22 protein-coding genes and 1 pseudogene are annotated in these 26,627 nt (G+C 53.8%); 14 read left to right on the forward strand and 9 right to left on the reverse strand.

Annotated elements, in window-relative coordinates:
• Positions 1-135 precede the first annotated feature (135 nt).
• Entirely contained in the window at positions 136-726 is a 591-nt protein-coding gene (locus CODIS_RS08865) for a YiiX/YebB-like N1pC/P60 family cysteine hydrolase (RefSeq protein ID WP_069124080.1), read from the reverse strand.
• A 403-nt stretch (positions 727-1,129) separates the two neighbouring features.
• Positions 1,130-1,711, reverse strand: coding sequence for a superoxide dismutase (locus CODIS_RS08870; RefSeq protein ID WP_069124083.1), 582 nt, complete (start codon positions 1,709-1,711; stop codon positions 1,130-1,132).
• A gap of 583 nt (positions 1,712-2,294) precedes the next feature.
• Between CODIS_RS08870 and CODIS_RS08875 the strand changes: the two genes are divergently transcribed.
• Positions 2,295-3,863: a hydantoinase B/oxoprolinase family protein gene (locus tag CODIS_RS08875; RefSeq protein WP_069124086.1), complete on the forward strand. Its 1,569-nt coding sequence runs from the start codon at positions 2,295-2,297 to the stop codon at positions 3,861-3,863.
• Positions 3,864-3,899: 36 nt separating this feature from the next.
• Here the strand turns inward: CODIS_RS08875 and CODIS_RS08880 are convergent, their stop codons facing one another.
• Both CODIS_RS08880 and recQ read right to left on the reverse strand, forming a co-directional pair.
• Positions 3,900-4,763 (reverse strand): HDOD domain-containing protein, encoded by an 864-nt coding sequence (locus CODIS_RS08880; protein WP_069124088.1) that lies wholly within the window; start codon positions 4,761-4,763, stop codon positions 3,900-3,902.
• Positions 4,764-4,907: 144 nt separating this feature from the next.
• Positions 4,908-6,791: a DNA helicase RecQ gene (recQ, locus tag CODIS_RS08885; protein ID WP_069124198.1), complete on the reverse strand. Its 1,884-nt coding sequence runs from the start codon at positions 6,789-6,791 to the stop codon at positions 4,908-4,910.
• Positions 6,792-6,992: 201 nt separating this feature from the next.
• Here recQ and CODIS_RS08890 point away from each other — a divergent pair, with 201 nt between their 5' ends.
• Complete coding sequence (locus CODIS_RS08890) at positions 6,993-8,786, forward strand: N-acetylglutaminylglutamine amidotransferase (protein WP_069124091.1); 1,794 nt, start codon at positions 6,993-6,995, stop codon at positions 8,784-8,786.
• On the forward strand, positions 8,783-8,971 hold the full coding sequence (locus tag CODIS_RS20940; RefSeq protein WP_154723063.1) for a hypothetical protein: 189 nt from the start codon (positions 8,783-8,785) through the stop codon (positions 8,969-8,971). The genes CODIS_RS08890 and CODIS_RS20940 overlap by 4 nt, the downstream gene beginning before the upstream one ends.
• A 19-nt stretch (positions 8,972-8,990) precedes the next feature.
• Here the strand turns inward: CODIS_RS20940 and CODIS_RS08895 are convergent, their stop codons facing one another.
• A complete protein-coding gene (locus CODIS_RS08895) occupies positions 8,991-9,629 on the reverse strand; it encodes an HD-GYP domain-containing protein (protein ID WP_162420179.1) in 639 nt (212 codons plus the stop codon).
• Positions 9,630-10,022: 393 nt separating this feature from the next.
• Between CODIS_RS08895 and grxD the strand changes: the two genes are divergently transcribed.
• Positions 10,023-10,367, forward strand: a complete 345-nt coding sequence (gene grxD, locus CODIS_RS08900; protein ID WP_069124093.1) for a Grx4 family monothiol glutaredoxin — start codon at positions 10,023-10,025, stop codon at positions 10,365-10,367.
• The gene (locus CODIS_RS08905; protein WP_069124094.1) at positions 10,367-10,888 is read left to right on the forward strand and encodes a dCMP deaminase family protein; all 522 of its coding nucleotides are present in this window, start codon (positions 10,367-10,369) and stop codon (positions 10,886-10,888) included. Before grxD ends, CODIS_RS08905 begins: the two co-directional genes overlap by 1 nt.
• 297 nt (positions 10,889-11,185) lie before the next feature.
• Here CODIS_RS08905 and CODIS_RS08910 read toward each other — a convergent pair whose 3' ends face one another.
• On the reverse strand, positions 11,186-11,569 hold the full coding sequence (locus tag CODIS_RS08910; RefSeq protein ID WP_069124095.1) for a CBS domain-containing protein: 384 nt from the start codon (positions 11,567-11,569) through the stop codon (positions 11,186-11,188).
• A 175-nt stretch (positions 11,570-11,744) separates the two neighbouring features.
• On the opposite strand from CODIS_RS08910, the gene CODIS_RS08915 reads away from it, so the two are divergent.
• From CODIS_RS08915 to CODIS_RS08925, 3 genes are read left to right on the forward strand one after another with little or no spacing between them, the layout of a single operon-like run.
• Entirely contained in the window at positions 11,745-11,906 is a 162-nt protein-coding gene (locus tag CODIS_RS08915; RefSeq protein ID WP_154723064.1) for a hypothetical protein, read from the forward strand.
• Complete coding sequence (locus CODIS_RS08920) at positions 11,890-12,336, forward strand: hypothetical protein (protein ID WP_069124099.1); 447 nt, start codon at positions 11,890-11,892, stop codon at positions 12,334-12,336. The genes CODIS_RS08915 and CODIS_RS08920 overlap by 17 nt, the downstream gene beginning before the upstream one ends.
• A 44-nt stretch (positions 12,337-12,380) precedes the next feature.
• On the forward strand, positions 12,381-13,826 hold the full coding sequence (locus CODIS_RS08925; RefSeq protein WP_069124100.1) for an aldehyde dehydrogenase family protein: 1,446 nt from the start codon (positions 12,381-12,383) through the stop codon (positions 13,824-13,826).
• On the opposite strand, the gene xseA is transcribed toward CODIS_RS08925, so the two are convergent.
• Together xseA and CODIS_RS08935 are read right to left on the reverse strand one after the other, a co-directional pair.
• Positions 13,821-15,197, reverse strand: coding sequence for an exodeoxyribonuclease VII large subunit (gene xseA / locus CODIS_RS08930; RefSeq protein WP_069124101.1), 1,377 nt, complete (start codon positions 15,195-15,197; stop codon positions 13,821-13,823). The two genes, CODIS_RS08925 and xseA, sit on opposite strands and share 6 nt — an antisense overlap.
• Complete coding sequence (locus CODIS_RS08935) at positions 15,194-18,718, reverse strand: EAL domain-containing protein (RefSeq protein WP_083220646.1); 3,525 nt, start codon at positions 18,716-18,718, stop codon at positions 15,194-15,196. Before CODIS_RS08935 ends, xseA begins: the two co-directional genes overlap by 4 nt.
• A gap of 298 nt (positions 18,719-19,016) precedes the next feature.
• Here CODIS_RS08935 and guaB point away from each other — a divergent pair, with 298 nt between their 5' ends.
• From guaB to CODIS_RS08965, 6 genes and pseudogenes are all read left to right on the forward strand, one after another.
• Complete coding sequence (gene guaB, locus CODIS_RS08940; protein WP_069124107.1) at positions 19,017-20,480, forward strand: IMP dehydrogenase; 1,464 nt, start codon at positions 19,017-19,019, stop codon at positions 20,478-20,480.
• Position 20,481: 1 nt separating this feature from the next.
• Positions 20,482-22,059 (forward strand): glutamine-hydrolyzing GMP synthase, encoded by a 1,578-nt coding sequence (gene guaA / locus CODIS_RS08945; RefSeq protein WP_069124110.1) that lies wholly within the window; start codon positions 20,482-20,484, stop codon positions 22,057-22,059.
• A gap of 481 nt (positions 22,060-22,540) precedes the next feature.
• Positions 22,541-22,915 carry a DUF6088 family protein gene (locus CODIS_RS21365; RefSeq protein ID WP_305782098.1) on the forward strand — a complete coding sequence of 125 codons (375 nt, stop codon included), beginning with the start codon at positions 22,541-22,543 and terminating at the stop codon, positions 22,913-22,915.
• Positions 22,912-23,937 carry a nucleotidyl transferase AbiEii/AbiGii toxin family protein gene (locus CODIS_RS08955; protein WP_083220647.1) on the forward strand — a complete coding sequence of 342 codons (1,026 nt, stop codon included), beginning with the start codon at positions 22,912-22,914 and terminating at the stop codon, positions 23,935-23,937. Before CODIS_RS21365 ends, CODIS_RS08955 begins: the two co-directional genes overlap by 4 nt.
• A 264-nt stretch (positions 23,938-24,201) precedes the next feature.
• Positions 24,202-25,347, forward strand: coding sequence for a Fic family protein (locus tag CODIS_RS08960; protein WP_069124113.1), 1,146 nt, complete (start codon positions 24,202-24,204; stop codon positions 25,345-25,347).
• 73 nt (positions 25,348-25,420) lie between these two features.
• A pseudogene (locus CODIS_RS08965) lies at positions 25,421-26,185 on the forward strand (transposase zinc-binding domain-containing protein); the annotation flags it as partial.
• Between the two features lie 29 nt (positions 26,186-26,214).
• Here the strand turns inward: CODIS_RS08965 and CODIS_RS21710 are convergent.
• Positions 26,215-26,595 carry a GGDEF domain-containing protein gene (locus CODIS_RS21710; protein ID WP_417903656.1) on the reverse strand — a complete coding sequence of 127 codons (381 nt, stop codon included), beginning with the start codon at positions 26,593-26,595 and terminating at the stop codon, positions 26,215-26,217.
• Between the last annotated feature and the right edge of the window lie 32 nt (positions 26,596-26,627).

The raw sequence follows: 26,627 nt of genomic DNA on the forward strand, positions 1-26,627 counted from the left end.
AACAGGCCGCAAATGGACGCCAATCACCGCAAAATCACGCAATTTTCATATCGTTCCCACGTAGGAGCGTGGGAACTAGGGCAAACAGGCCAGGAAGCGCGGATTTACCCGATGATTTTTATTTCGGCACTGGCGCTAATAGATTCTGTATTGCGGCTGTACCTGATCATCCTGCCAGATGTCGTCAGGACTCACGTATTCGTCCCGCAGGTTGAAAGGTACCCCTACACTGTCGAAACAGTCGTAAACAAGCTCTGAACAGATATATTTCCGGTCTCGTGTGCGGCGGCTGATCTTGAACAGGATGCGAATTCCAATGCGAATGATCTCGAAATTGTCATAGGGCTTGGTGAGTTCGTCCATCCCATAGCTGATAGCCTGGTTGAGCTTTTGTTTGTCAACCGGCGGATCCACCCTTGCAATCACGATGTTGCCTTTATAGGGACGGTTTCTGCCGTGGTAGTCGCGCAGATACTTGGATAACGGCGCCAGACGCACGCCTATCATCGTCTCGCTCTCCAAGACGAAGATCCGCTCCAGGGTCGGATCCTTATAGATCATGCCGACATGACTCCAGACGGATTTGGTGAATTTCTGTACTGCCTGTGAAAAAAAATATGATCCTGAGCAGAAGACCAGGTCGCCTGTCTGCAAGTCATCTCGCATTTCACTGTAGGGTTGTACCTGGAGGTGCTCAATCTCTTTTTTTGATATCGTCTCAGCCATAGAGTGCCTCCCTGATTAATTGGGGCAAGTGTCTGATAAGCCCCGCAGTCGGTTTTGAAAGGAACTTTATTGGTTCTATATCGTAATATAGATATGGCATCAATAAACAGATTGTTTTTTTACAAAATCATCCCATAGTTCCCACGCTCCCGCGTGGGAACCCATATCTCACCTTGATACCCTGCTTAGCTATGTATTCCCACGTTGGAGGGTGGGAACGATATGAAAGATACACTCTGTGATGGGTATGGTTTCGGCTAAGCATGCTTACTCAGAGCCGCATATATTTTTCAATGAGAGTTCGGTTTAGAACGTTGCGACGATACAGGATGATGGAGTGGGGCGAGGATGTGGTTGATCAAACCCCACCGGTATGCATCCATACCGGCGGGTGATAGGGCGCTTAGCTCATGTTGCTTGCGACAAAGTCCCAGTTGACCACCTTCCAGAACGCCTCCAGATAGGCGGGGCGAGCATTACGATAGTCGATGTAGTAGGCGTGTTCCCAGACATCGGCGGTCAGCAAGGCCTTCTTGCCTGAGGTCATGGGTGTGCCCGCATTCGATGTGTTGAAGATTTCCAGGCTGCCGTCATCGTTCTGTACCAGCCAGGTCCAGCCGGAACCGAAGTTGGTTGCGCCGGAGGTGGCGAACTGTTTCTTGAACTCGTCAAAGGAGCCGAAGGCCGCATCGATGGCGCCCGCCAGGGCGCCGCCTGGCGCGTTGTCATCGTTCGGGCTTCGCAGGCAGTTCCAGTAGAAGGTGTGATTCCAGATCTGTGCCGCATTGTTGAATACGCCGCCGGATGATTTCATGATGGTATCTTCCAGGGAGGCGTTCTCAAACTCAGTGCCGGGTATCAGGTTGTTGAGATTGGTCACATAGGTGTTGTGGTGCTTGCCGTGATGAAACTCCAGTGTCTCTTTGGAAATGACGGGTTCCAGTGCGTCGATTGCATAGGGCAGGGCGGGTAGTTCATGTGCCATGGAATGGTGCTCCTTCGTTAGATAAGAATTCTTGTTGTGATCCTCGTTAATGAGAGATCCAGGCTATAACCTAGTAGAATGGTCAGCTATTTTAGCGATGCTAATGCTAGGATGCAACTGGGTGAGTTGTGGGGGAAAATAATACCACTCTTATTGGGTTTGAGTAGCCGGGTTTGGTGTGGCACAGCGATTTTATCGGCTTGTTAATACGGCTGGCATATAAAATGTTATTGTGTGCATGCATGTAAAGTAACATTATGCTGTAAGGATCACTTTGTGAGCTGTCGAACCCCGGCGCCTGACGGCTATATTCTTCCGACGCCCCGACAGCACCTCCCTGTGCTGCCGTGGCTTGCGCGGCATCCCTGCCGCTACTGCAGAATATAGCCGTCAGGCGCCTACACCTGTGTCTGTCATTAAGCTGTGTTGTTTAAGATGCAACCACCCAAAGATTGTGAAATTTTACTATTTATCCCCCATCCTGGTTTGATGTCTACTACATGGTTGGATCATTCTGGATTTGCAAATTAGATAACAGGCAATCTGGCCTCAGGTTTTGGATGAATAAAATAGTTGGAGATTTATGGACGCGGTCGAACTGAGTATCTTCTCCTCGCGTCTGGAGGCGGTTTGTGACGAGATGGGTGCGGTGCTGCGCAATGCCGCCTTCTCACCCAATATTCGCGACCGGCTCGATTTCTCCTGTGCGGTGTTCGACGCCAAGGGCGAACTTTGCGCCCAGGCGGCGCACATACCTGTCCATCTCGGCAGCATGGCCTACGCCATGGCGGACATTGTCGCCAGGGTGGAGTGGCACGAGGGCGATATGGTCGTACTCAACGATCCCTTCATGGGCGGCACCCATCTGCCCGATGTCACCCTTATCGCACCCCTTTTCCACGCAGGCCGGTTAACTGCGTTTCTGGTCAATCGTGCGCACCATGCCGATATCGGCGCCAGTTCGCCGGGTTCGATGCCGGTCTCCCGCTCTCTCGATCAGGAGGGACGTGTGATACCGCCGGGCAAGCTTATCAGGGGAGGGTCTCTCGATAACGGTTTTCTCTCCATGATCACTCGGGCCAATCGCAATCCTGGAGAGTCTGAAGGCGACTTCGCGGCTCAGATCAGCGCCAACAGGAGTGGTTTGAAACGGCTCGCACAGTTGATCGACGAATGGGGCAGGAGTGCCTTCCTGTCCGGTCTGGAGGCACTCAATGCCTATGCGGAGCGTCTGGCGAGGGAGGCGCTTAAACGGATACCGGCAGGCGAGTACCGTTTCAAGGATCTGATGGATGATGACGGTCAGGGCAATGGAGATATTCCCATTCAGGTCAGACTTGACGTGAAACCGGAACGGATTCTGGTGGATTTCAGTGGTACCGCCGATCAGGTTCCGGGAAACATCAATTCACCGTTATCGGTGGCCGCCGCCGCGGTCTACTATGTGTTTCGTTGTCTGATGCCGCCGCAAACACCGGCCTGTGCAGGCAGTTTCAGGGGCATCGAATTGCATGTCCCCCCAGGCTGTCTGCTGAACGCAAAACGTCCGGCTGCAGTTGCCGCGGGTAATGTTGAGACCAGTACCCGGGTTGTGGATGTCGTATTGGGTGCCCTCGCCCAGGTGTTGCCTGATGAGATACCCGCCGCCAGTCACGGCAGTATGAATAATCTGGCGATGGGGAGTGTCAGTGGGGAGTTTCGCTGGGACTATTACGAAACCATAGGCGGCGGCATGGGGGCGGGAAAGCAGGGCGGTGGACTGCATGGTGTGCAGACCCATATGACCAATACACTGAACACGCCAATCGAGGTGATCGAGGCGCGTTTTCCTGTCAGGGTCGTCAGCTACGGGTTACGTCGGGGCTCGGGCGGTCAGGGTGTCAGAAGGGGGGGCGATGGTCTGGTCAGGTGTTTCAGATTCCTCGCGCCGACCCAGGTAACGCTACTGACCGAAAGACGTGTTCATCCACCCTGGGGGTGCGCCGGTGGTCAACCCGGCAAGGCAGGGGTCAACAGCCATAACGGAACACCCCTGCCGGCCAAGATCGCATTGATGGTCGAAGCAGGCGATACCGTCTCCATTGAGACGCCCGGCGGAGGTGGTTGGGGTGTCGTTCCGGTTCGGCCGGCATCTTCTCATCCCGGGACTTGACCAGAGGTGGACGGACCTGGCTCGACCTGCCTGCAGTTAAGCGAGAGCTTGTTTGTATTGGGGTGTGATCAAGCTCAAAGCCTCATGGCTTTTTGTCACCATCTCTTCAATCATAGGCGATACGGTTTCCGCGCTCAGACCCGTCATTTCCCAGGCGAAAGGGTTGATGGCCCATAGCATCTCTTCTACGTTCAGGCCGACCATCTCCCCGTTGGCGATCGCCTTGGCGATATGCACAAGGGATGTCTCCAGCTGATAATCACCCGCTTGCTTAGGATCGTCATGGTATCCGGCCACCGCTGCGAAACTCTCGGGCAGGCCCCACGCGTGCATCAGTTCGGCACCCACATCCAGGTGGGTGAAACCTAGAACCTCGGTTTCGGTCTGTGGCAATACCCAGTTATCGCCACCTGTGATATAGAGGATATCGGTGGCTTTTTCAGGCAACGTCAGATAGATCACCAGCCGCCCCACATCGTGCAGCAGACCCATAACGAAAAGTCGTTCGCTGTGCAGAATATTGCAGTGTTTGGCCAGGGATTGGGCCATCACCCCGGTGGTGACTGAATGTTGCCAATACTCAGTCATGTCGACCAGCTGCTTGGGAATACCGGTGAAGGTGCGCATGGCGGTGGCTGCCATGACAAGATTCCTTAACTCATCCGCTCCGACGATGGTGATGGCGCGGGAGAGGGTTTCGATCTTCGCCGGCAGACCGTAAAACGAACTGTTGACCACGCGTAGCAGCCGGGCGGAGATATCGGCATCCTGGCTTATGATATCGGCAACCTGTGTTGAGGAGTAATTGCCGGACCCCATCAGCTGATTCACGCGAATACAGATATCGGGCAGGGAGACCAGATGATCAAGATCTTTGACGAGCGTTTTAGGATCCATCATGCGTGTACCTCAGTTTGATGGTTGGTATAGATTCTTCTTTATCTTCTATGTACCGGCAATACTTACAAAGATTTTATGGATTTTATCAATGGTGGACTCTGGAAATGAGAACTGGTTAGACATTATAGACGACCTCTGGCGGGATCAGGCTGGATTGGTCGGCAAATCGACCGTATCCGTAGAGTGGTTCTGCGCACCCTCAAGGTCGTCTTTCAATAGCGATAAAAATGCATCTCCATAGCGCTCGAGTTTGTGATCGCCAACACCCGATATCAGTGCCAGCTGCTGTTTATCCCTTGGTCTCTTTTCCGCCATCTCTATCAGGGTTGCATCGTGGAAGATCACATAGGCCGGCACCCCTTGTGTCTGTGCGAGTTCGAGGCGAAGGTTTCTCAATGCCTGCCATATGGCTTGATTGCCGTCGCTGATTTCAGCAATGCGGGGTTGTTTGCGTTGTTGTTTAGCACCCATTTTTCGTGCCTTGCGCAACATCAGCCGGGTCTCGCCCCGCAACACCGGCCTGCTTGCCTGGGTCAGGCGGAGCCCGCCATAACCCTCCAGGTCGACAGCCAACAGGCCGCGGGCAATCAATTGACGATAGACAGTACGCCATTCGGTGGCCGTGAGATCTTTACCGATACCGAAGGTGCTGACCCGGTGGTGGCCGAATTGCGATATGCGATCACTCTCCTTGCCAAGCAGGACGTCGATCAGATGATTGACGCCGAAGCGCTGGCCGGTCCGATGCACGCAGGAGAGGGCCATCTGTGAGGCGACGGTGGCATCCCAGGTCTCGGGAGGCTGCAGGCACGTATCACAGTTACCACAGGGGTGTTCGAGATGATCGTCGAAATAGGCGAGGAGTGTCTGGCGGCGGCAGGTGGTGATTTCGCAGAATGCCAACATCGCATCGAGCTTGTGGCGTTCGACCCGTTTGTGTGATTCGTCGGCGTCGGAGGAGGCCTGCATCTGACGTAAGGTGATGACGTCCTGCAGACCGTATATCATCCAGGCGTTCGCGGCCTGTCCGTCGCGGCCGGCACGTCCCGTCTCCTGGTAATAGGCCTCGATACTCTTCGGCAGGTTGAGATGGGCGACAAAACGGACATCGGGTTTATCTATGCCCATGCCGAAGGCGATGGTTGCGACGATCACCACCCCTTCGTCGCGCAGGAATCGGGTCTGGTGATGCTGACGGCTCCTATTGTCCAAGCCTGCATGGTATGGGAGGGCATCGATCCCGTTTTCTTGCAGCCAGGCGGCGATCTCATTTACCCGTTTGCGAGAAAGACAGTAGACGATACCGGATTCGTCCGGGTGTTCCTGGCGGATGAATCGTAGCAGGCGTTGTTTGGCATTGCCGTCATTTTCGCTGATCTGATATCGGATATTTGGCCGATCGAAACCAGCGATGAACTCACCGGCCTGCTGCAGGGCCAGGCGTTGTACGATCTCTTTGCGTGTCGGTTTATCCGCAGTGGCCGTGAGGGCGATTCTGGGGGTTTCCGGGAAGCGTTCATGCAGCTGCGAAAGCTGTATGTATTCAGGGCGAAAGTCGTGTCCCCAATGGGAGACGCAATGGGCTTCATCAATGGCGAACAGGGCGATCCGTGACTGCATGAGCAGATCGAGCATGCGGGGCGTCAGTAGTCGTTCCGGTGCGACATAGAGGAGGTCGAGTTCTTCCCGAAGGAGTTGCCGTTCTACCTGATGGGCCTCTTCGGGGGTCAATGCCGAGTTGAGAAAAGCGGCGCGAACCCCGTATTGACGCAGGCTGTTGACCTGATCCTGCATCAATGCAATCAGGGGCGAGATGATAATGCCGGTGCCCTCTCTCACGATTGCAGGTATCTGGTAACAGAGGGACTTGCCGCCACCGGTGGGCATCAACACAATGGCGTCGCCGCCATCGATCAAATGGCTGATGATTCGATCCTGTGGCGGACGGAAGTCGGAGTAACCAAAGGTATGTCGCAGCACTTCACGTGCATGCTCCAACCCGGGGTTTGACGGCAGGGTCTCAGTCATCCGTGACATTATCCTTTCCTTTTGCGTGTATGTCAGCGTTTTTTACACTGACTAGGTTCAAGTGCGGTCAGCATTGCGTTTACGAGACGATTGTGTACCAGGTTTGTTTCAAAGTCACTACTCCCGCAATGTTATGGCATGACACATAAAAGGGCTTGGTGTAGGCTCGGACGTGGGATTGTTATCCGGATTCAGTTTGTTATGTGTGGACTCTGCGGTGAACTGCGTTTCGATGGTGGGCCAGCCGATCTGGCGGCTATCGAGAGAATGAACGAAAGATTGCGCCAGCGCGGTCCCGACCATGGCGGGAGTTACAGCGACGGCGCATTGGGATTCGGCCACCGGCGGCTATCCATCATCGACCTGTCCGAGCACGCGCATCAGCCAATGCTGGATCAGGAGCTGAGCCTGGCATTGGTATACAACGGCGCCATCTATAATTACAAGGAACTCAGGACTACCCTGCAAGGGCTTGGATATCACTTCTTCTCCAGTGGCGATACCGAAGTGATTCTCAAGGCCTACCATGCCTGGGGTGAGGATTGTGTCGACCGTCTGCACGGTATGTTTGCCTTTGCGGTATGGGATTGTCAACGGCAGCGTCTGTTTCTGGCCAGAGACCGTTTCGGGATCAAACCTCTCTACTACACCCAGAACGGGAGGCGTTTCAGATTCGCTTCCAACACCCAGGCGCTGTTGGCTGCGGGCGGCGTGGATACCGCTATCGATCCCGTTGCCCTGCATCACCAGTTTACCCTGCACGGTGTGGTGCCGGCACCGCTGACCATCTTTCGGGGTGTACGCAAACTGGCACCGGGTCACTGTATGGTGATCGAAGCGAATGGTACGGAGCGTATTCGCACCTATTGGCGCTATCCCGCCACCCGTCCCGAAGTACCGTTATCGGACGGGGAGTGGCTGGAGGCGATACATGACACGCTTCGCGAAGCGGTGCGTAAACGCAATGAGATTGCCGATGTGCCTGTCGGCGTGTTGCTCTCCGGCGGTCTCGATTCCAGCCTGTTGGTGGCATTGCTGGCAGAGTCCGGCGCCAGGGATTTGAGGACCTTTTCAGTGGGTTTCGAAGATCAGCCGGAAGAGAAGGGGAGTGAGTTCGAATACTCCGATCCGGTGGTCGAGCGATACGATACCCGGCACCATAAGTTCCTGGTACCCAACAGCGAGGTGTTGAAACGGTTGCCTGAAGCGGTGGATAACATGGCCGAACCGATGTTCGGCCAGGATGCGGTGGCCTTCTATCTGCTCGGAGAACAGGTCTCCCGGCAGATCAAGGTGGTGCAGTCCGGGCAGGGGGCCGATGAAGTCTTCGGCGGCTACTTCTGGTATTCGCGCATCATGCAGGAGCACAATGGCAAAGCGGTGGAGAGATTCGCCAAACACTACTTCGACCGCGATCACGATGAGTACTTGCGCATGGTCAGTGCGGAGTATGGCGGCGCCGACTATACGCGGGAGCTGATTGCCGAGCGGCTCAGCGCGTCCGATGCGGAGACATTGATCGACGCCGTATTGCATTTGGATCAGACCATGCTGATTGTCGATGATCCGGTGAAGCGTGTGGACAATATGACCATGGCCTGGGGATTGGAGGCGAGAGTACCCTTTCTCGACCACCACCTGGTTGAGCTGGCGGCACGCTGCCCCCCTGAGCTGAAACTGCGCGAGGGAGGTAAATATCCCCTCAAGGCAATGGCCAGGGGTATACTCCCTGACGCGGTAATCGATCGTCCCAAGGGCTACTTCCCGATGCCTGCCTTGAAATATGTACGGGGTGAATTTCTCGAGTTCATGCGCGGCATACTCGATACCCGGGAGGCGAGACAACGGGGGGTCTTCCGGCAGTCATATATCGATATGCTGATGGCCGCGCCGGAGATGCACCACACCCGAATACGCGGCAACAAGCTGTGGCATATCGCCTTGTTCGAGTTCTGGCTGCAACGCAATCTTCATCCGGCAAGGAGTATGGGGTGAAGTGTTTTTTGTTACTGGCTATGGCGGTATCTGTCAGTGGGTGTTCAGATCCGGTCGATGTCGCACTCTTCAACTACCAGGGTTGTCGCAAGCAGATGACGCTGGAGTTTATCGACCAGGGGAGTGATCCGGTTGCCGCCAACATGAAAGCTAAGGCCTACTGTGAAGAGCAGATGGAAAAGTAGGGAAATCTCTGCGCTATGTCTATTTCTTTAAGGGAGGGATATCCGCCTTGGAGACAGCCAGTAATGCTTTTACCGCATCCGGGCAAAATTGCTTTTCGCTCTCAGACTCGATCATCTTCAATGCATCTTGTTTGCTGATCTCCTGCCGGTAACTGCGAGTCGAGGTCATGGCATCATAGGCATCCACTACGGTAATAATACGCGAGATGACCGGTATCTCGTGACCTTTCAGACCATCCGGGTAACCACTACCATCCCAATGTTCGTGATGATGCAGAACACACTCTGCAACCTCGTTGAGTAGCGGGTGTGCCAGGGTACGTAGCATATTCGCACCGATACTGGGATGGGCCTTGATGCCTTCGTACTCATCTCCGCTGAGCTTGCCGGGCTTGAGCAGGATGTTATCGGGTATGCCGATCTTGCCGATATCATGAAAACCCGCGGCCAGCGAGAGTACATTCATCTCATGCTTTTGCAGATTGAGATGCTTGCCGATTCGCTCCGATAGTGAGACAACCCTGTTGCAGTGTTCCAGGGTGTAGTTGTCCCTTGCTTGCAGGGCATAGTGGAGAATTGGTTCCAGTTTAAAACCGATATGATCTTCAAGCAGTGAAACACTTTTTTTTAAATTGTCGATATCTTCTGTCTGTATCACAATTCCCTGCCGATAATGCAGTCTGATTACGGTTAAGCTTAGGATTGCTCAATGATTTTACGCCACTTGGGATTTATTTCAGTCGTTTAATTCCCTTGTTGTCGTCGTGTTCATTGTGGTTTTGCCTGTACCAAGGATAGCCTGCATTCATCGATTCGCCGGTAAGTGGATCTTGTCGGCTGCCTGCGTTTCGTATCAGACATGCCGGACCGGCACAGTTGGATCTGTGTCGACAACTTCTCGAGCCCTGTCGTGTCAAAAAGGTGTACGCTTGGATTATTACGGGTTTTTTATCCCGGCACAAATAGATAGAATTCCCTGATAAGATCGTGTTTGAATCTTACAGTAAGCACCCCATATAGACACGATAACCCATATTGTGAGGTATACACGATGGATGTCTTGGACAGAATCAAAGAGCAGGTCGAGCACAATCCGGTAGTTATCTACATGAAGGGTACACCCCAGTTCCCTATGTGCGGCTTCTCATCCCGTGCTGCGGCTGCCCTGCAGGATTGCGGGGTGCCATTCGCCTACGTCAATGTGCTCGCCGATCAGGAGATCTTCGAGAACCTGCCACGCTATGCCGATTGGCCGACCTTTCCACAGATCTACATCGATGGCGATCTGATTGGCGGTTGCGACATTACCCTGGAGATGCACCAGAGTGGTGAATTGAAGAAAATGATGGAAGAGGCGGCAGCCAAAGTTGCGCCGACAGGCGACGATCAACACTAATGACCAAATGGGATACCCGATTTCTCGGGCTGGCAGCCTATATCTCAGCCTGGAGCAAGGATCCCTCATCCCAAGTCGGCGCTGTTATCACCGATGGGAACCGCATTATCTCACTTGGCTACAACGGATTCGCAGCCGGTGTGGAGGATAAACAGGAGCGGTTGGGCGACCGCGACTGCAAGCTCAACCTGACCATTCATGCTGAAGAGAATGCGATGATCTTCGCCAAGCGTGATCTCACCGGCTGTACTGTCTATGTCACTCATCCGCCCTGCCCACGCTGTGCATCGAAACTGATCCAGGAGGAGGTGGGGCGTATCGTCTATATCGCACCCAGTGGGGATTTTCTCTCCCGATGGGCTGACGACCTGAAACTCTCCAGCGAAATGTACCGCGAAGCCGGTGTGGAAGTCACCAGCTATGCAATGGAAGAGATCAACCACGACAATGCCCAGATCACCATTGCGCCGGGGGGATTTTTCAAGAAGGTGATGAACCTTTTTCTGCACAGTGATGATTGAGCGGCGCAGGGCCTGTTAACGGGTCGTCGTGGTGATTTTCAGCCTTGGATGGAATTCGATTCATCCAGACATCTTGATATAACAGGCATACAACCTCATCGGGTTGTTGTGCGCACGGAAATGGAAAATGGCTCACGTGAGTATTTACATGAAGATCAAACGACTATTGAATTGTTGCTCGCGAGCCTATTGTGGCTGAGACAGTGATTGTTCCCAAGAAGATGGACCGGCCGTCGTGGGTGTGACGGCCGGGGCATTAGTCAGTGACTCTAAAATTGGATCAGTATTGCTCGTCTGCTAACTGTCCAGTAAATCGGTCAGTGCACGGAAGAGATCGGTTTCGGTGAGCATGCCGGCGACATGTTTGTCATCGCCGATAACCGGCAGACAGCCGATCCGGTTGTCGTTCATCTGCTTGGCCGCCGAGGCAAGGGGAGCGCTTGCGGAAGTGGTGAATACCGGGGTATGCATGACTTCGGCGATCTCCACCGGAGCCTCTTTGAAATAGCGGGCAGCGAGTTGAAGATCCCGTCGTGTTACGATGCCGACCACTTGGTTTTCGTTGTCTACGACCGGTAGGTGGTGCATGTTTTTCTTTTCCATGATCTCGAAAGCCAGATCATAATTATCCTCTTGCTGAACGGTGATGGGTGTGGAACTCATATAGTCGCTTACCAGCATCGGTATCTCCTCTGGTGTATTGGTGTTATAGCCATCTAAGATGTGATGGTGAATCGTATAACTGAACTTTAGACGATAAAACACCCGTCTGCGTCTATCCACTAACAAGTGATAAAGTCTAAATGGCCCATGAATGAATCCCGCTTACCGGATGAATACGAAAAAGGTCAGACGGATGCATGCAGAAGTGGCCATGATTTTTCGCCTGAGAAATGTCCGGTTGGGATATAACCTCTCCATCATTCCTGAAAAAACAGTATTTTTGTTCCATAATAAATACTTAGACTGGAAAAATAACCACATGAAAAAGGGGAAGTTTGATGCCCAAGAAGAGTAAATCAAGTAAAGTACTGCAAGACAAAATCCAGAAAAAACTGAAAAAAAGATTCACCACCTCTGATCATCACAAAGCGCTGAAGGCCAGGGTCGATGTGTTGGAGAAGGAGTTCAAGGCATTGCGAAAGATGCTGGACGAAGGTGCCAGAAAGGCTTCGCCGGTAACCAAGCGACGTACCGTCAATAAACCTGCGGCGAATAAGCCTGCGGCCAGCCGGTCAGCGGCCAAAAACACGAACGATCTCCAGATGATCAAAGGCATCGGCGCTGTCATCGAGAAGAAACTGCAGGAGTATGGGATTAAAAGCTATGCACAAATTGCAGCCTGGAGTAGTGCGGAAATTGAGGATTTTTCACAAAGGCTGAACTTCAAGGGGAGAATCGAACGGGAGCGCTGGGTCGAACAGGCAAAAGAGCTGATAGCCAAGTAGACTTTTTGTTTGGACCGGCAATTCCTGCTGTCAAGGAGGTCTCGATGTCCCCATTGAACCACTACCCCCATATGATCGCTGCCGGGATCGAATCCGCTGGACGAATGCAGGTGACCGCGCCATTCGATCTGGCTCCGATCGCGACCATCGACACCGTGGATGAGGGTGGTGTGGAGCAGGCCTTGACTGTTGCGCGTAATCTGTTTGATGAACGCGATGGATGGCTGGCGTTGTCGGATCGGATTGCAATCCTGAGGCGAACCGCCGAGCTGATGACCGAAAGGGCTGAGTCACTGGCACTGGAAGCGGCAAGAGAGGGCGGCAAGCCCCTCATCGATTCACGTATCGAAGTGGCGCGTGCCATCGATGGTATTGCAATCTGCATCGAGACTCTGCGCACCGAGGCCGGCGAGGAGATCCCCATGGGGGTCAATCCTGCATCCAGCGGACGGGTCGCATTCACCCACCGGGAGCCGATTGGGGTGGTGGTGGCCGTCAGTGCCTTCAACCATCCCCTCAACCTGATTGTGCATCAAGTCGCGCCGGCGGTTGCCACCGGCTGTCCCGTGATCATCAAGCCGGCCGAGGATACCCCGCTCTCCTGTATGCGATTCATCGAGATACTCAGAGAAGCGGGCCTGCCGGCGGCATGGGCGCAGGCGCTGGTCACCGCGGATCTGGAGGTTGCAGGAAAGTTGGTGACCGATCCCCGGGTCGATTTCTTCAGTTTCATCGGCAGTGCGAGGGTGGGTTGGCATTTGCGATCCCATTTGGCGCCAGGTACGAGATGCGCGCTCGAACATGGTGGCCTTGCTCCGGTGATTGTTGAAGCCGATGCCGATCTCGACGATGCCCTACCGCTGCTTGCCAAGGGCGCCTTCTACCATGCCGGACAGGTGTGCGTGTCCGTGCAGAGGGTGTTCGCCGATCAGTCGATTGCGCGCCGTATCGCGGATGGTCTGGCAACTGAAGGAAACAGTATGCGAGTGGGCGACCCGACACTCGAGGAGACAGCCATAGGTCCGCTGATCCGGCCCCGTGAAGTGGAGCGGATCCATGCCTGGGTCAGCGAGGCGATTGAACAGGGCGCTGAACTGATCTGTGGCGGTCAACCCTTGTCGGAAACCTGTTATCAGCCGACAGTGCTCTACAATCCACCGGCGGACGCAAAGGTGAGTACCCAGGAAGTCTTCGGACCGGTGGTTTGTGTCTATGCCTATGATGATATGGATCTGGCCATTGATCAGGCCAATGCCTTACCCTTCGCCTTCCAGGCGGCGGTCTTCAGCAATAATCTGCAGCGATCGCTGCGGGGTTATAAACGCTTGCATGCATCGGCGGTGATGATCAATGATTTCACTGCCTTTCGTGTCGACTGGATGCCTTTTGCGGGCTTGCGCCAGTCAGGTATGGGCGTTGGCGGCATACCCCATACCATGCGTGATATGCAGATTGAGAAGATGATGGTGATCCGCTCTGACGAGTTATGACTCTTTTTTCGCTGCCGGGTTGATATCTTCGACCCGACATACAAGGCTGCCTTGGCTGAGTCTGGCATTTACCCGGTCACCTCTCTCGACTTCGCTGCTGGCGCGAAGGATATGGCCATCCTCTTCACGGCTGACGATGGCATAGCCCCGGCTCAGGGTATTCAGTGGGCTGAGGGTGTGCAGGTCCCTTGCCAGTTGGTTCAATACCGTTCGCTTATCCATTAGCCTACGCTCCATGGCGCGTTGCAGCCTTTCCGCGAATAGCTGATAGTGGTGACGCCGATTCTCGATACGTTGTTGCGGGGAAAGGCGCGTGAGGCTGGACCACAGCTTTTCCAATCTGTGTTGCAAGTTAACGAGGTAGAGCTGCTGGGCTTGTCTGAGGCGCTGGTTCAGTTCGTCAAGCCGTTGAGCGCGTTGCAGCAGGCGTTGGCTCGGGTGTTGCCTGAGGAGACGGTTCCGGAGTGTTGAGAGCTGCTCCTGGTGATGTCGTAAACGACTCGTCTGAATCAATCTGAGACGCTGGCCTAGCTGGTGCAGCTGCCTCAGCCAGGCTGCCCGGTCGGGAGATACCAGTTCAGCCGCCGCCGATGGCGTGGGTGCCCGTTGGTCGGCGACAAAGTCGGCGATGGTGAAGTCGATTTCATGGCCGATACCGCTGACCAGTGGAATCCTGGATGCATGAATGGCACGGGCAAGACTTTCGTCGTTGAATGCCTGCAGGTCCTCCAGCGATCCGCCACCGCGACTCAGGATCAATACATCGCATTCATTACGCTGATTGGCCAGTTGCAGCATATGTACCATCTGTTCCGCCGCCCCTTCACCCTGGACCTGGACCGGATAGATGACCACAGGCAATGCGGGAAAGCGTCTCTTCAACACGGTGAGCAGATCCCGAATCGCAGCGCCGCTCGGTGAAGTGATAATACCGACCTGTCCTGGCATGCCGGGAATGGTTTGTTTGTGAGCAGCATCGAACAGGCCTTCCGCTGCAAGTTTCTGCTTGAGCTGCTCAAAGGCAAGTCGCAAGGCCCCTTCGCCTGCTGGTTCCATATGTTCCGCGATCAGCTGGAACTCGCCGCGTGCTTCGTACAAGCTTACCTTGGCGCGCAACATGACCTGCTGCCCGTTCTCCGGTTGAAAACGCAGTCGCTGGCGCTTCATGCGGAACATGGCGCAGCGAACCTGGGCGATCTCATCCTTGAGGCTGAAATAGATATGCCCGGAGGCCGGTTGGGCCAGGTTGGAGATCTCGCCACTGATCCAGATCAGCGGAAAGCTGTTCTCGAGTACCGAACGTGTTTCACGTACCAGGCGGGAAACCGTATAGATATCTCTCTGGGGAATGTCGCTGATTGTCGTATTCAAGCTGGCTGTTTCTTCAGGCTGGATTCAAACGCTTCCGGTTGTAACGGACGGTCAAAGTAATAACCTTGAAATATCCTGCAGCCGTTGTCACGCAGAAATTGCAATTGTTGCTCTGTTTCGACGCCGACTGCAACAGCTTCGATCTCCATCTGATGAGCGATGGTAATGATTGTCTGTACCAGTTTGGCGTCTTTGTGGTCGCTGGTGATATCCCTGATGAAACTACGGTCGATCTTCAGTTCATCCAGTGGCAACTGTCTCAAGTAGGCGATAGAAGCATAGCCTGTTCCAAAACTGTCGATACAAAATCTGACCCCAAGCTGCTTTAATGCGAGTATCTTCTGTTTCGCCTCATCAAGGTTTTCCGCCAGGGTGTTTTCATGGATTTCCAGGGTCAGCCTGTTCGGGCTGAATGAGGTCTCCCTCAGAATAGTCTTGACCTGATCGGTAAAACTGACCTGGTGAAAATGTATAGCGTTGATGTTGACTGCAATGCGTTTGAGATTATTCGGTTCCTGCACCCATGGTTTGCTCAGCATCAGGGCATGTCTCAGCACCCACTCGCTGATCGGCAGGATCTGTCCCGACTCCTCGGCCGCGGGAAGAATGATATTGGGTTTGATTTCACCCTGTTGTGGATGGTCCCAGCGCAACAGCGCTTCAGCGCTCACCAATTCATCCTCGCTGTTGTACTGGGGCTGGAAATGGAGAAGTAACTGGTTGTTTGCCAGTGCCAGCCTGAGGTCGTGCTGCAGACGCAGATGTTCCTCTGCCGCCTGCTGCATCCCCGGAAGAAAGAAGCGGATGGTATTGCGACCGGCATCTTTGGCCCGGTACATCGCAGTATCGGCAAATTTGAGGATATCGTCAGCGGTTTCATTGTTCATCGGGAAAATCACGATACCGATACTGGGCGTGATATGAAGTTCGTTACCGCTGATGGTATACGGCTCCGAAATGGTCCTGAGAATCTTATTCGCACCTTGTTGGGCCTGCTGCGCCGCGAGTTGAGGGTCCCCGCTCAATTCAGAAAACAGCACCACGAATTCGTCACCTCCGAGTCGGGAGGCAGTATCTTCATCGCGGATCTGCTCAGTCAATCTAATGGCCACCTCCCGCAGTAGTAGATCTCCGATATTGTGTCCCAAGGAGTCGTTAATAGTCTTGAAATGGTCCAGGTCCATAAACATGACCGCCCCACGGTGGTTGTGTCGCAGGCAGCGAGCCCTTGCCTGACTGAGGCGATCCAGCAGTAAGCGTCTATTCGGCAGTTCGGTAAGCGCATCGAATGTGGCCTGGTGTTCCAGTCGGTCCATTGCGTGCATGCGTTCGATCTCGGCACTCACCCGGGCGGCGATAATATCCATCACATCCATCCATTCATGTTCCATGAACAAGGGTTTGCTGGATGTAACCCAGACGATACCTGTTACCCTGCCTGTACGATCCTTGATAGGTGTGCCGGCATAGCCCTGAGCCTTCAGTAAGACCAGATTTTCGTCGCCGGGAAACAGGTCCTGCACCCCCTGAGTGTAGAGCTGGGCGCTATCTTTGATCACGACATCGCAGGGCGTTCCTGCCAGTGTGTATTCAAAATCATCAATGGATTTGTTGTTGACAATGGTTGCCAGGGCTTTGATACGGTCGTTACCGATCAACTCGCCGATATTAGCTCCATCGGCATCGAACCAGCGGCAAAGTTCCTGTGCGACATGCTTGAAGAAATCACCGTCGGTAATGCCCACCATACTGCGCATTAACGTATGCATGGTATCGGCTGCCCGCTTTCGATCAGAGATATCCTGATGGGTGCCGCAGACGCGAGTGGGGCGGTTGCTGCTCGGTTCATGTTCCACGGCGCCGCCGGAACCCTCGATCCATATCCAGCGGCCATCGCTGTGGCGCATTCGAAACTCCACATTGTAGGGAATGCCATCCTCGATATGCTGCATAATGATTGGCATCACCCGCTCTCTATCCGCTGGGTGTAGGCGGCCACGCCAATCCTCGATATTGCCTTTCAGGTCACCCGGCAACAATCCCAGCATATCCATCCATCTGCTGTTCACCGTCAACTCGTTTGTGGTCAGGTTCCAATCCCAGAAGCCCAGCGTGGCGCCTTTGATGACCAGGGAGAGTTGTCTTTCCGTATCCCGTTGCAGACTGATGTCCATGATCGAGACAGGAATACGGCGAGCCTCGTCAACGGTGCGGGAGAGAGGAAAAGAGATCAACAGCTGAATCGGTCTGCCGTCGGCTGCAAGCATGGAGATCTCCGCAGTGAATAGCCGCTTTTTTTCGCTGCTTGCGATGAGAAACTCCTTCAATGCGGTGAATACATCAGGCGTGTAGCTGTCCGGCAGCCAATGTTGCAGTTCATACAAAGTGTCGACGGCGAAAAGCCGCAGGGTAGCCGGGTTTGCGTTCACGATGCGGATCAGCTGAATATATTCAGCAAGCTCCTGTGGATGGTTGTCTAAATAACTGCGGATATCCTTCACGCCTGAGTCGGTGAGTTCCTGCAGTTTGATCAGGGCCCTCGAGCTGTCACCCTCACAGAGCGCAATGGCAACGCCGTTGAAGAACTGTCGATACTGCGCCTCCTGGGTAATCAGTTTTTGACTCTTACGGCTGTGTTTCAGGCTAAGGATCTGCGCCAAGATAAACAGTGCGATGATCACAAGACTGCTCATCAGGAGCACCTGCAATACCCAGGTCGGTATCTTCTCTTCTATGGTTGTTTCCGGCTCGAATAAGCTGCTCAGGTTTTGTTGGTAGGCTGAACGGTCATCAATTTTCATGATCGCTAAATGGTATTCCAGCCGTTTCTTGATATATTCGGCGCTGGGTGATTTTCGCGATATGGCAAGACGAATATCCTGAGGCATCAGTACAATGGGGCTGGCGATGGCAGGGTAGATATGACCCCGTGTAGCGCCAAACAGGCGGTTGACCAGGCCGGCGTCCGCGTTGCCTAGAGAGACGGCGCGCAGGACCCTGTCATAGGTGTCGTATTCGATGAGATCACAGGTAATGAGGAACGACTCGCACAGGGATTCAAGACCGCCCGCACCCGTGATATACACATCATCCCGCAACACGGCGATACGCTTTCCGTCCAGGTCCGGAAACGACTTGACCGGTGACGTTTCAGGAATGAAAATCTGCTCCCAATTACTGACCAGTCCTTGTTCGATGAACAAAAACTGTTGTTGTCTGTCTGTATTGATTGCTATGGCCGGCAGCAGGTCGATCCTGCCGTTGGCGAGGCGCTGCAGATTTTCGCTCCAGGTGCCGGTTACGTAATGCAGTTTCCAGCCCTCCTTGGAAGCGATGTCGTTGAGGGTCTCTATGAATAGACCACCGGGACTCCCGGTCTGATTGACAGTGACGAGGGGTGGATTGTTATAGATGCCGACTTTTAACAAAGTAGCCGATTGATCGGCTTGAATGACTTCTACTAAAAGGATTGAAAAGAGCAGGAAATACCTTCCAATAGTATTGACAGCTCGTCTCCGCATAGTCGCAGTTCCGGTGAAAAACAGTCCTTACCAGAAGCATAGCGCTTTGATAACCGAATGTTGGGTAATATTTCATGTTGCTGAAGCCTCATTACCTTTTCGGTTCCTGCCCAACCTTGCGCCGCACGGAGTCCGTCAGACGATGCGTAGTGAGGGGTAGATCGCTAGGCTCGCGATAGCGTTTTATCGAGACTCTATATTTCTGATTTATAGGATATTTATGGTTAACGGTTTACCGGCCAACCGGCACCTCCTATAATGCCCGGTTTATTTCACCCCACCTGCCGGAATAAATGCTATGCGTGTAATCGAGGAAGCCCTCACATTCGACGATGTACTTCTGGTACCGGCCCACTCTCAGGTACTCCCTAAAGATGTAGATCTACGGACCAAGCTGACCCGTGGGATTGAGCTCAGTATCCCCCTGGTTTCCGCTGCCATGGATACCGTGACCGAGGCCCGTTTCGCCATTGCACTGGCCCTGGAAGGGGGAATAGGCATCGTGCACAAAAATATGACCCCCCAGCAGCAGGCCGCAGAGGTCGCCAAGGTCAAGAAATACGAGAGCGGCGTCATTCGTGAGCCCATAACGGTTGGACCCTATGTCAGTATTGGCGAGGTTGTCGAGCTGACCCGGGCGAGAAATATCTCCGGGGTACCGGTCGTGGACGGTAAAGAGTTGGTCGGCATTGTCACTGGACGGGATCTGCGTTTCGAGCGAAAGATGGATGATCCGGTACGCAACATTATGACTAAAAAGGAGAATTTGGTTACGGTCAAGGAAGGTGCAAGTCGCGACGAGGTACTGCAACTACTGCATAAAAACCGTATCGAGAAAGTGCTTGTGGTGGATGACGATTTCTCGCTGCGCGGCATGATTACGGCAAAGGATATTCAGAAGGCCAAGGACTATCCCGGCGCCTGTCGCGATGAACATGAACGTCTCAGAGTAGGCGCCGCGGTGGGTGTCGGCGCGGGTACCGAGGAGCGGGTGGATGCGCTGGTCAGGGCCGGTGTCGATGTGGTGGTGGTGGATACCGCCCACGGCCACTCCCAGGGCGTGCTCGACCGGGTTGCCTGGGTTAAGAAGGAGTATCCCGATGTGCAGGTGATCGGCGGTAATATAGCCACCGGGGAAGCCGCCAACGACCTGGTCAAGGCGGGCGCGGATGCGGTCAAGGTGGGAATAGGTCCCGGTTCCATCTGTACCACACGCATCGTTGCCGGGGTGGGTGTACCCCAGGTGACTGCGGTAACGAACGTTGCCAAGGCCCTTGAAGGTACCGGCGTGCCGCTGATTGCCGATGGCGGCCTGCGCTACTCAGGGGATATCGCCAAGGTCCTGGCTGCAGGCGCCTATTCGGTCATGATCGGAGGCATGTTTGCCGGCACCGACGAGGCTCCCGGCGAGGTGGAGATCTACCAGGGCCGTTCCTACAAATCCTATCGGGGTATGGGTTCACTGGGCGCCATGTCCGGTAAGGATGGCTCCAGCGACCGCTATTTCCAGGAGACCAATGAAAAAGAGAAACTGGTGCCGGAGGGTATCGAGGGCCGGGTTCCCTACAAGGGGCCTGTGGTCGGTGTCATCTATCAGGTGATCGGCGGTATCCGCTCCAGCATGGGCTATACAGGCTGTGCCAACATCGACGAGATGCGTACCAAGCCGGTGTTCGTGAGGGTCACCAATGCGGGGGTTACCGAGTCCCACGTCCATGACGTGGCCATCACCAAAGAAGCCCCCAACTATCGGCGCGATTGACATGACGACTGATATCCATGCCCATCGGATCCTGATCCTCGATTTCGGCTCCCAATATACCCAGTTGATCGCCCGCCGTGTGCGCGAGGCGGGTGTCTATTGCGAGATCTATCCCTACGACAATCCCGATCAGGGATTAAGCGGCGTGAAACCGGCCGGTGTCATCCTCTCTGGGGGTCCGGAGACGGTAACCGCCGATGAGGCGCCGGCGGCGCCAAACGAGGTATTCGAGCTTGGCGTGCCGGTATTGGGGATCTGCTACGGCATGCAGACCATGGCGGCTCAACTTGGTGGCGAGGTGGCATCGTCAGACAGGCATGAGTATGGTTACGCCCAGGTGCGCGCCAGAGGCCACTCCCGACTGCTCAAGGATATCGAGGACCATACCAGCAAAGAGGGATATGGCTTGCTGGATGTCTGGATGAGTCATGGCGATCGCGTGGAGTCCCTTCCCGAGGGATTCAGGGTGATCTGCGAGACGGAGAATGCACCCATCGCCGGTATCGCCGATGAATCCCGTGACTACTATGGTCTGCAGTTCCATCCCGAAGTGACCCATACCCGCCAGGGCCAACGCATCATCGAACGCTTTCTGTTCAAGATCTGCGGTTGCGAGGTGTTGTGGACGCCGGGCAAGATCATCGAGGATACCCTCCACCATGTGCGTGAACAGGTTGGTGAAAAGCAGGTCGTGCTGGGTCTCTCCGGCGGTGTCGATTCCTCCGTCGTGGCGGCGATGCTGCATCGTGCCATCGGCGATCAGCTGACCTGCGTGTTTGTCGACAACGGCCTGCTGCGCCTCAATGAGGGCGACCAGGTGATGGCCACCTTCGCCGAGCACATGGGTGTCAAGGTGATCCGGGTGGATGCGGAGGATCGCTTTCTCAAGGCGTTGAGCGGGATTGCCGAACCGGAACAGAAACGCAAGATTATCGGTAACCTCTTCATCGATATTTTCGAGGAGGAGGCCGGCAAGCTGGAAGATGTCTCTTTTCTTGCCCAGGGCACCATCTATCCCGATGTGATCGAATCGGCGGGCGCCAAGTCGGGCAAGGCCCATGTCATCAAGTCCCACCACAATGTGGGGGGGCTGCCCGACTATATGAAGCTGGCGCTGGTTGAACCTCTGCGCGAGCTGTTCAAGGACGAGGTGCGCAAGATCGGTGTTGAACTGGGTCTGCCCTACGAAATGATCTACCGCCACCCCTTTCCCGGACCGGGTCTTGGGGTGCGCATCCTCGGCGAGGTGAACAAGGAGTATGCCGATCTGTTGCGGCAGGCCGATCACATCTACATCGAAGAACTCTATAAACAGAATCTCTATGACGAAGTCAGCCAGGCCTTCGCCGTTTTCCTGCCGGTCAAGTCTGTGGGTGTGGTGGGGGATGCCAGGGCTTATGAGTATGTCGTCACCCTCAGAGCGGTGAAGACGGTGGATTTCATGACGGCCAAGTTCGCCCATCTGCCATTCGAGTTTCTCGAAGAGGTGTCACGCCGAATCATCAATGAGGTCCAGGGTATATCCCGGGTGGCCTATGACATCTCCAGCAAGCCGCCTGCCACTATTGAGTGGGAGTGACTGGAATTTATAACATATTGAAATATAAGAATAAAAACAATCCAATTGATAATGTAATCTACATCATCAATGGTATTTATTGCGCATAGCAAGGCAGAAAACATCGATACCATGAAAGGTAAATTGATGCTGGCATGGTATCAGCTGCGCTGAGCATTACCTGTTTGAGCAAGGCCTCAGCCCGCCGGTCATTAAAGACATGACCGGCTACCAAGCCACGAAGGGGATGCGTGTCGTTGCTTGTTTTGCGCCGACCTTACCCCGCGCTCACTCATACAGACTTCGAGGCTCTGAATAGCGCTTTTATTTTAAAAGAAAAAGATATACACTTTTCTTTCAAAATATATGGGCAAGCACGCAGACAGTACCAACAGCAAGATCCTCCGCCGGATTCAGGGCCGCAAGCGGGGCTGGGTCTTTACGCCAGACAGTTTTACGGATCTTGGTACCCGCCGGGCTGTCGATCTTGCACTGATGCGGTATCGGGACAGCGGCCTTATCCGCCAGCTGGCCCGGGGCCTACGCAGCCAATTTGCTTGGACTCTCCAAGCAAGTCCCCATGAAGGTTGTTTATTTAACGGATGGTCGCTCACGGACTGTCCAGGTTGGCAAGTGTCAGATCATCCTGAAGCACACGACTCCCCGCAATATGGCCACTGCGGGAAAGATCAGTGGGTTGGTGATCCAGGCACTGCGCCACCTGAGCAGGAAGAACGTCGATCAGCAAGTCGTCGCACAGCTCGATCGTCGGCTCGATGACGATGCACGCAAGCAACTGGTAAAGGATATTCGATATGCCCCAGCCTGGATCGCCGATATCTTTCGTTCACTGGCCGATCGGGAAAGCGCAGCATGAAAGAATTTATTGGGATGTCGGAAGAACGTCGCCGGCTGGTCTGTACGGAGACGGGCGCACAACTGAATCTGTTCGAGATTGCCGTCGAAAAGGACTTCTGGGTTTGTTGGACGCTGGGCAAATTGTTCAGTCTGCCCGAATTGGACAAACATCTGACGTTTAAGGGTGGTACGTCGTTATCCAAGTGCTGGAATCTCATCGAACGTTTTTCCGAAGCTATCGATATCGTTATCGACAGGAGAGCCCTGGGTTTTGGTGGAGAGAATGCCCCGGAACAGGCGCCCAGCAGGAAACAGATGACCAAGCGCCTCAAGGCGCTGAAAGAAGCCTGCCAGCAATGTATCAGCGACCAGATTCAACCGACACTCTTCGAATCGATCTCATCAGATCTACCGGACACACTCGAATGGTCGCTTGAGCCTGATCTCGACGATCCCGATGAACAGACCTTGCTGTTGTTGTATCCAACGGCCTTCCCGGAGCAGGCCGCCTATCTTCGTCGAGCTGTAAAGATTGAGATGGGCGCCCGGTCAGATACAGAGCCTGTTGCATCCGTCGAGATCACGCCCTATATCAGAGAAGCCTTCCCGGAATTACTGGCCGAGCCAGGTTCAGAGGTGAGGGCAGTACGGCCAGAGCGCACCTTCTTGGAAAAAGCAATGCTGCTGCATGAGGAGACATTTCGTCCAGAGGCCAAGAAAAAGCAGCGACGATCGATGGCCCGCCATTACTATGACCTCTACCGGATGATTCAGGCCGGAGTGGGTGACGAGTCTGTCCGGGATCTTGGGCTATTCCATCGGATTGCCATGCATCGTCAGGTGTTCTTCCGCTATACGTGGGTCGACTATTCGACGCTAAATCCGAAGGAACTGCAGCTGATACCCTCAGCCGCCGATCTCCCCGCGTGGCAGGCCGATTATAAAAGTATGCAGCAGGAAATGTTCTATGGTGATGTACCAACATTTGAGGAGATTATGGAGGAAGTCGCTGTTTTCCAGAACCTGCTGAATGCTGGGTAAGCGACATCACCTAGGGGCAGTGTGGAAGCGTTCAATCGGCAATTTTTTCGAGTATTTTGAAGGATTTTCTGAGCATGGTATTTTTCATGGTATATACCGCGTGTTGAAATCAGAAAACAGCGATACCATGAGCGGCGAATTGGTACTGTCATGGTATTGACGGCATTCAGATTTCTCTTCTCGAGTGGGTGTGGCGTGATTATGGCCTATAATCACGCCAATAATAATCTACAATATGGCGTGAATAAGTGCTAAAATCGCGCCATGAGATGGATATGGCAACAGCCCGATTGGCCAGATTTTCACTATGACAATCGCGCGCTCGATGACCGGGAACTTGAATTTCGCATAAGCTCAGAGCGTCTAGCTGGCCGCTTTGAGGCACTGCCAATGGCGTCCCAAGAGGATGCCACGATCGATTTGATGCTTGCAGAAGCCATCAAAACCAGTGCCATTGAAGGCGAGGATCTGGATAGAGAATCGGTCAGGTCATCTCTACTCTCTTTAATTACATCGGATACGCTACCAGACAACTCAGACCAGAAAGCGGCGGGGGCTGCTTCGCTGCTGGTGGACGTTCGTAAGAACTGGCACGCATCGCTGACACACGATCTGCTGGGCAAGTGGCAATCCATGGCTGTCCCGGAACAGCGCTATACGCCTATTCTGCGAGGCGCATACCGCAACGATCCTTCGCCAATGCAAATAATGAGCGGGCCTTACGGTCGTGAAAAAGTTCACTACGAAGCCCCGCCAGTGACTCAGGTGCCTGACGAAATGACGGGATTCATCGGCTGGTATAACCAGACCAGCCCTTCAAACAGGGATACAAAAATACCAGGGATTGCCAGAGCGGGTATTGCACACCTCTGGTTCGAAGTGATCCATCCCTTCGACGATGGTAACGGGCGAGTCGGCAGGGCGATTGCTGATCATGCGCTTTCGCAGTCTCTCGGCTATCCGACCACGGCTTGTCTTGCCACGGCGATAGAGGGAGGCAAAAAATCTTATTATCTGCAACTGGAGAAAGCGAGCCGTGGAAGCCTGGACGTTAATGCCTGGCTTGATTACTTTGCCGACAGGGTCATCAAGGCACAGGAAATTGCCAGAGAAGAAGTGGATTTTGTACTGGCCAAGGCACGTTTCTACGAAACCTATGGTGACCAGTTGAATGACCGGCAGGCCAGAATGGTATCTCGGGTGTTTGCTGAAGGCCGGAAGGGCTTTGAAGGCGGGATAACGACAAGAAAATATGAAGCGATAACCAAGTGCCCCAATCGAACAGCCAGCCGTGATCTTTCAGATCTGGTTGCCAAAAGGATCATCGTCCCGCTACCGGGTGGTGGCAGAACAACTCGTTATGAGTTGGCCGTTGTCGAACCGGCAGGATTTGGTTTAGAGAAGAAGTGATTTACTGTGCTAGTCGGTGATTCTCGTATCGATTAGAAGAAATTTCTGAGCATGGTATTTTTCATGGTATTAACACTACCCGCAGTTCAGGGATGTGATGGCTGCTCAGGACAATCCCCTGCCGTTGCACGTACAACAGGAATTTGCCGAGTATCTCAAATGTGGTCGGCTGGAGCATGGCTTCCTGCGGGTGCAGTGCAGCGAGTGCCATCATGAACACCTGGTTGCCTTCAGTTGCAAGCGTAGAGGCTTCTGTCCAAGCTGCGGAGCGCGGCGTATGGCCGAAAGCACGGCGTTGCTGGTCGATGAGGTTTTACCAGAACAACCGATCCGCCAATGGGTGCTGAGCTTTCCGTTTCAGCTCCGTTTCCTGTTCGCCAGTCGTCCGCAACTGATGGGTCGGATACTGGGGGTCGTGTACCGGGTCCTCTCGGCCCAACTGATCCAAAAAGCGGGATTCACCCGAAAAACTGCGCAGACCGGTGCGGTGACGTTGATTCAAAGATTCGGCAGTGCACTGAACCTCAATGTGCATTTTCACATGCTATTTCTGGATAGTGTTTACACCATCACACCCTGGAGTAAAAGCCGCTTTCATCGTACCAACGCATCGGCCCAGCGGGAATTGACAGAGCTGGTGCATACGATCAGCCACCGAGTTGCCGGATATCCGGAACGACAGGGTATTCTTGAAAGAGATGAAGAGAACAGTTACCTGAACCTGGAGGAGGGTGATGAAGACCCCATGCAGCAGGTATTGGGGTGTTCGGTCAGCTACCGGATAGCCATCGGGCCACAACAAGGCCGCAAGGTGTTCAGGTTACAGACCATCCCTTCCTGGAAAAAGGATGAGCGTTTATTCCCCTCCTATCCATTACAAACAGCTACCCTGTTACGACCGCTATTCTTGGCTTCATATAGATTCTTGTCGCAGGTCTTCATCCACTGCTTCCAGTCTGTAACTGAACTCAGGCCGGCCACACCAATACTGACCGTTACCGTACGATCCGGTATTAATGAAAGATTTTCAATACCCTTTCGTATTTTTTCTGCTATGTCGACGCTATTGGCTTCATCGGTATTGTAGAGCAGAATTAAAAATTCCTCTCCGCCGATTCTGAATATTTTGTCACTGTCTCGAAGAAAGTCCTTTAAGAATGCTCCCAGCTGCATGAGGACGTGATCGCCAATCTCATGGCCTAGCAGGCTGTTGATTTTTGGGTCCGAATTTACTGGATTAGATACAATAGAGAAATCAGTATTTTGCTGGGGATATAGAG

This window comes from Candidatus Thiodiazotropha endolucinida (genome assembly GCF_001715975.1).
GTDB classification, from domain to species: domain Bacteria; phylum Pseudomonadota; class Gammaproteobacteria; order Chromatiales; family Chromatiaceae; genus Thiodiazotropha; species Thiodiazotropha endolucinida.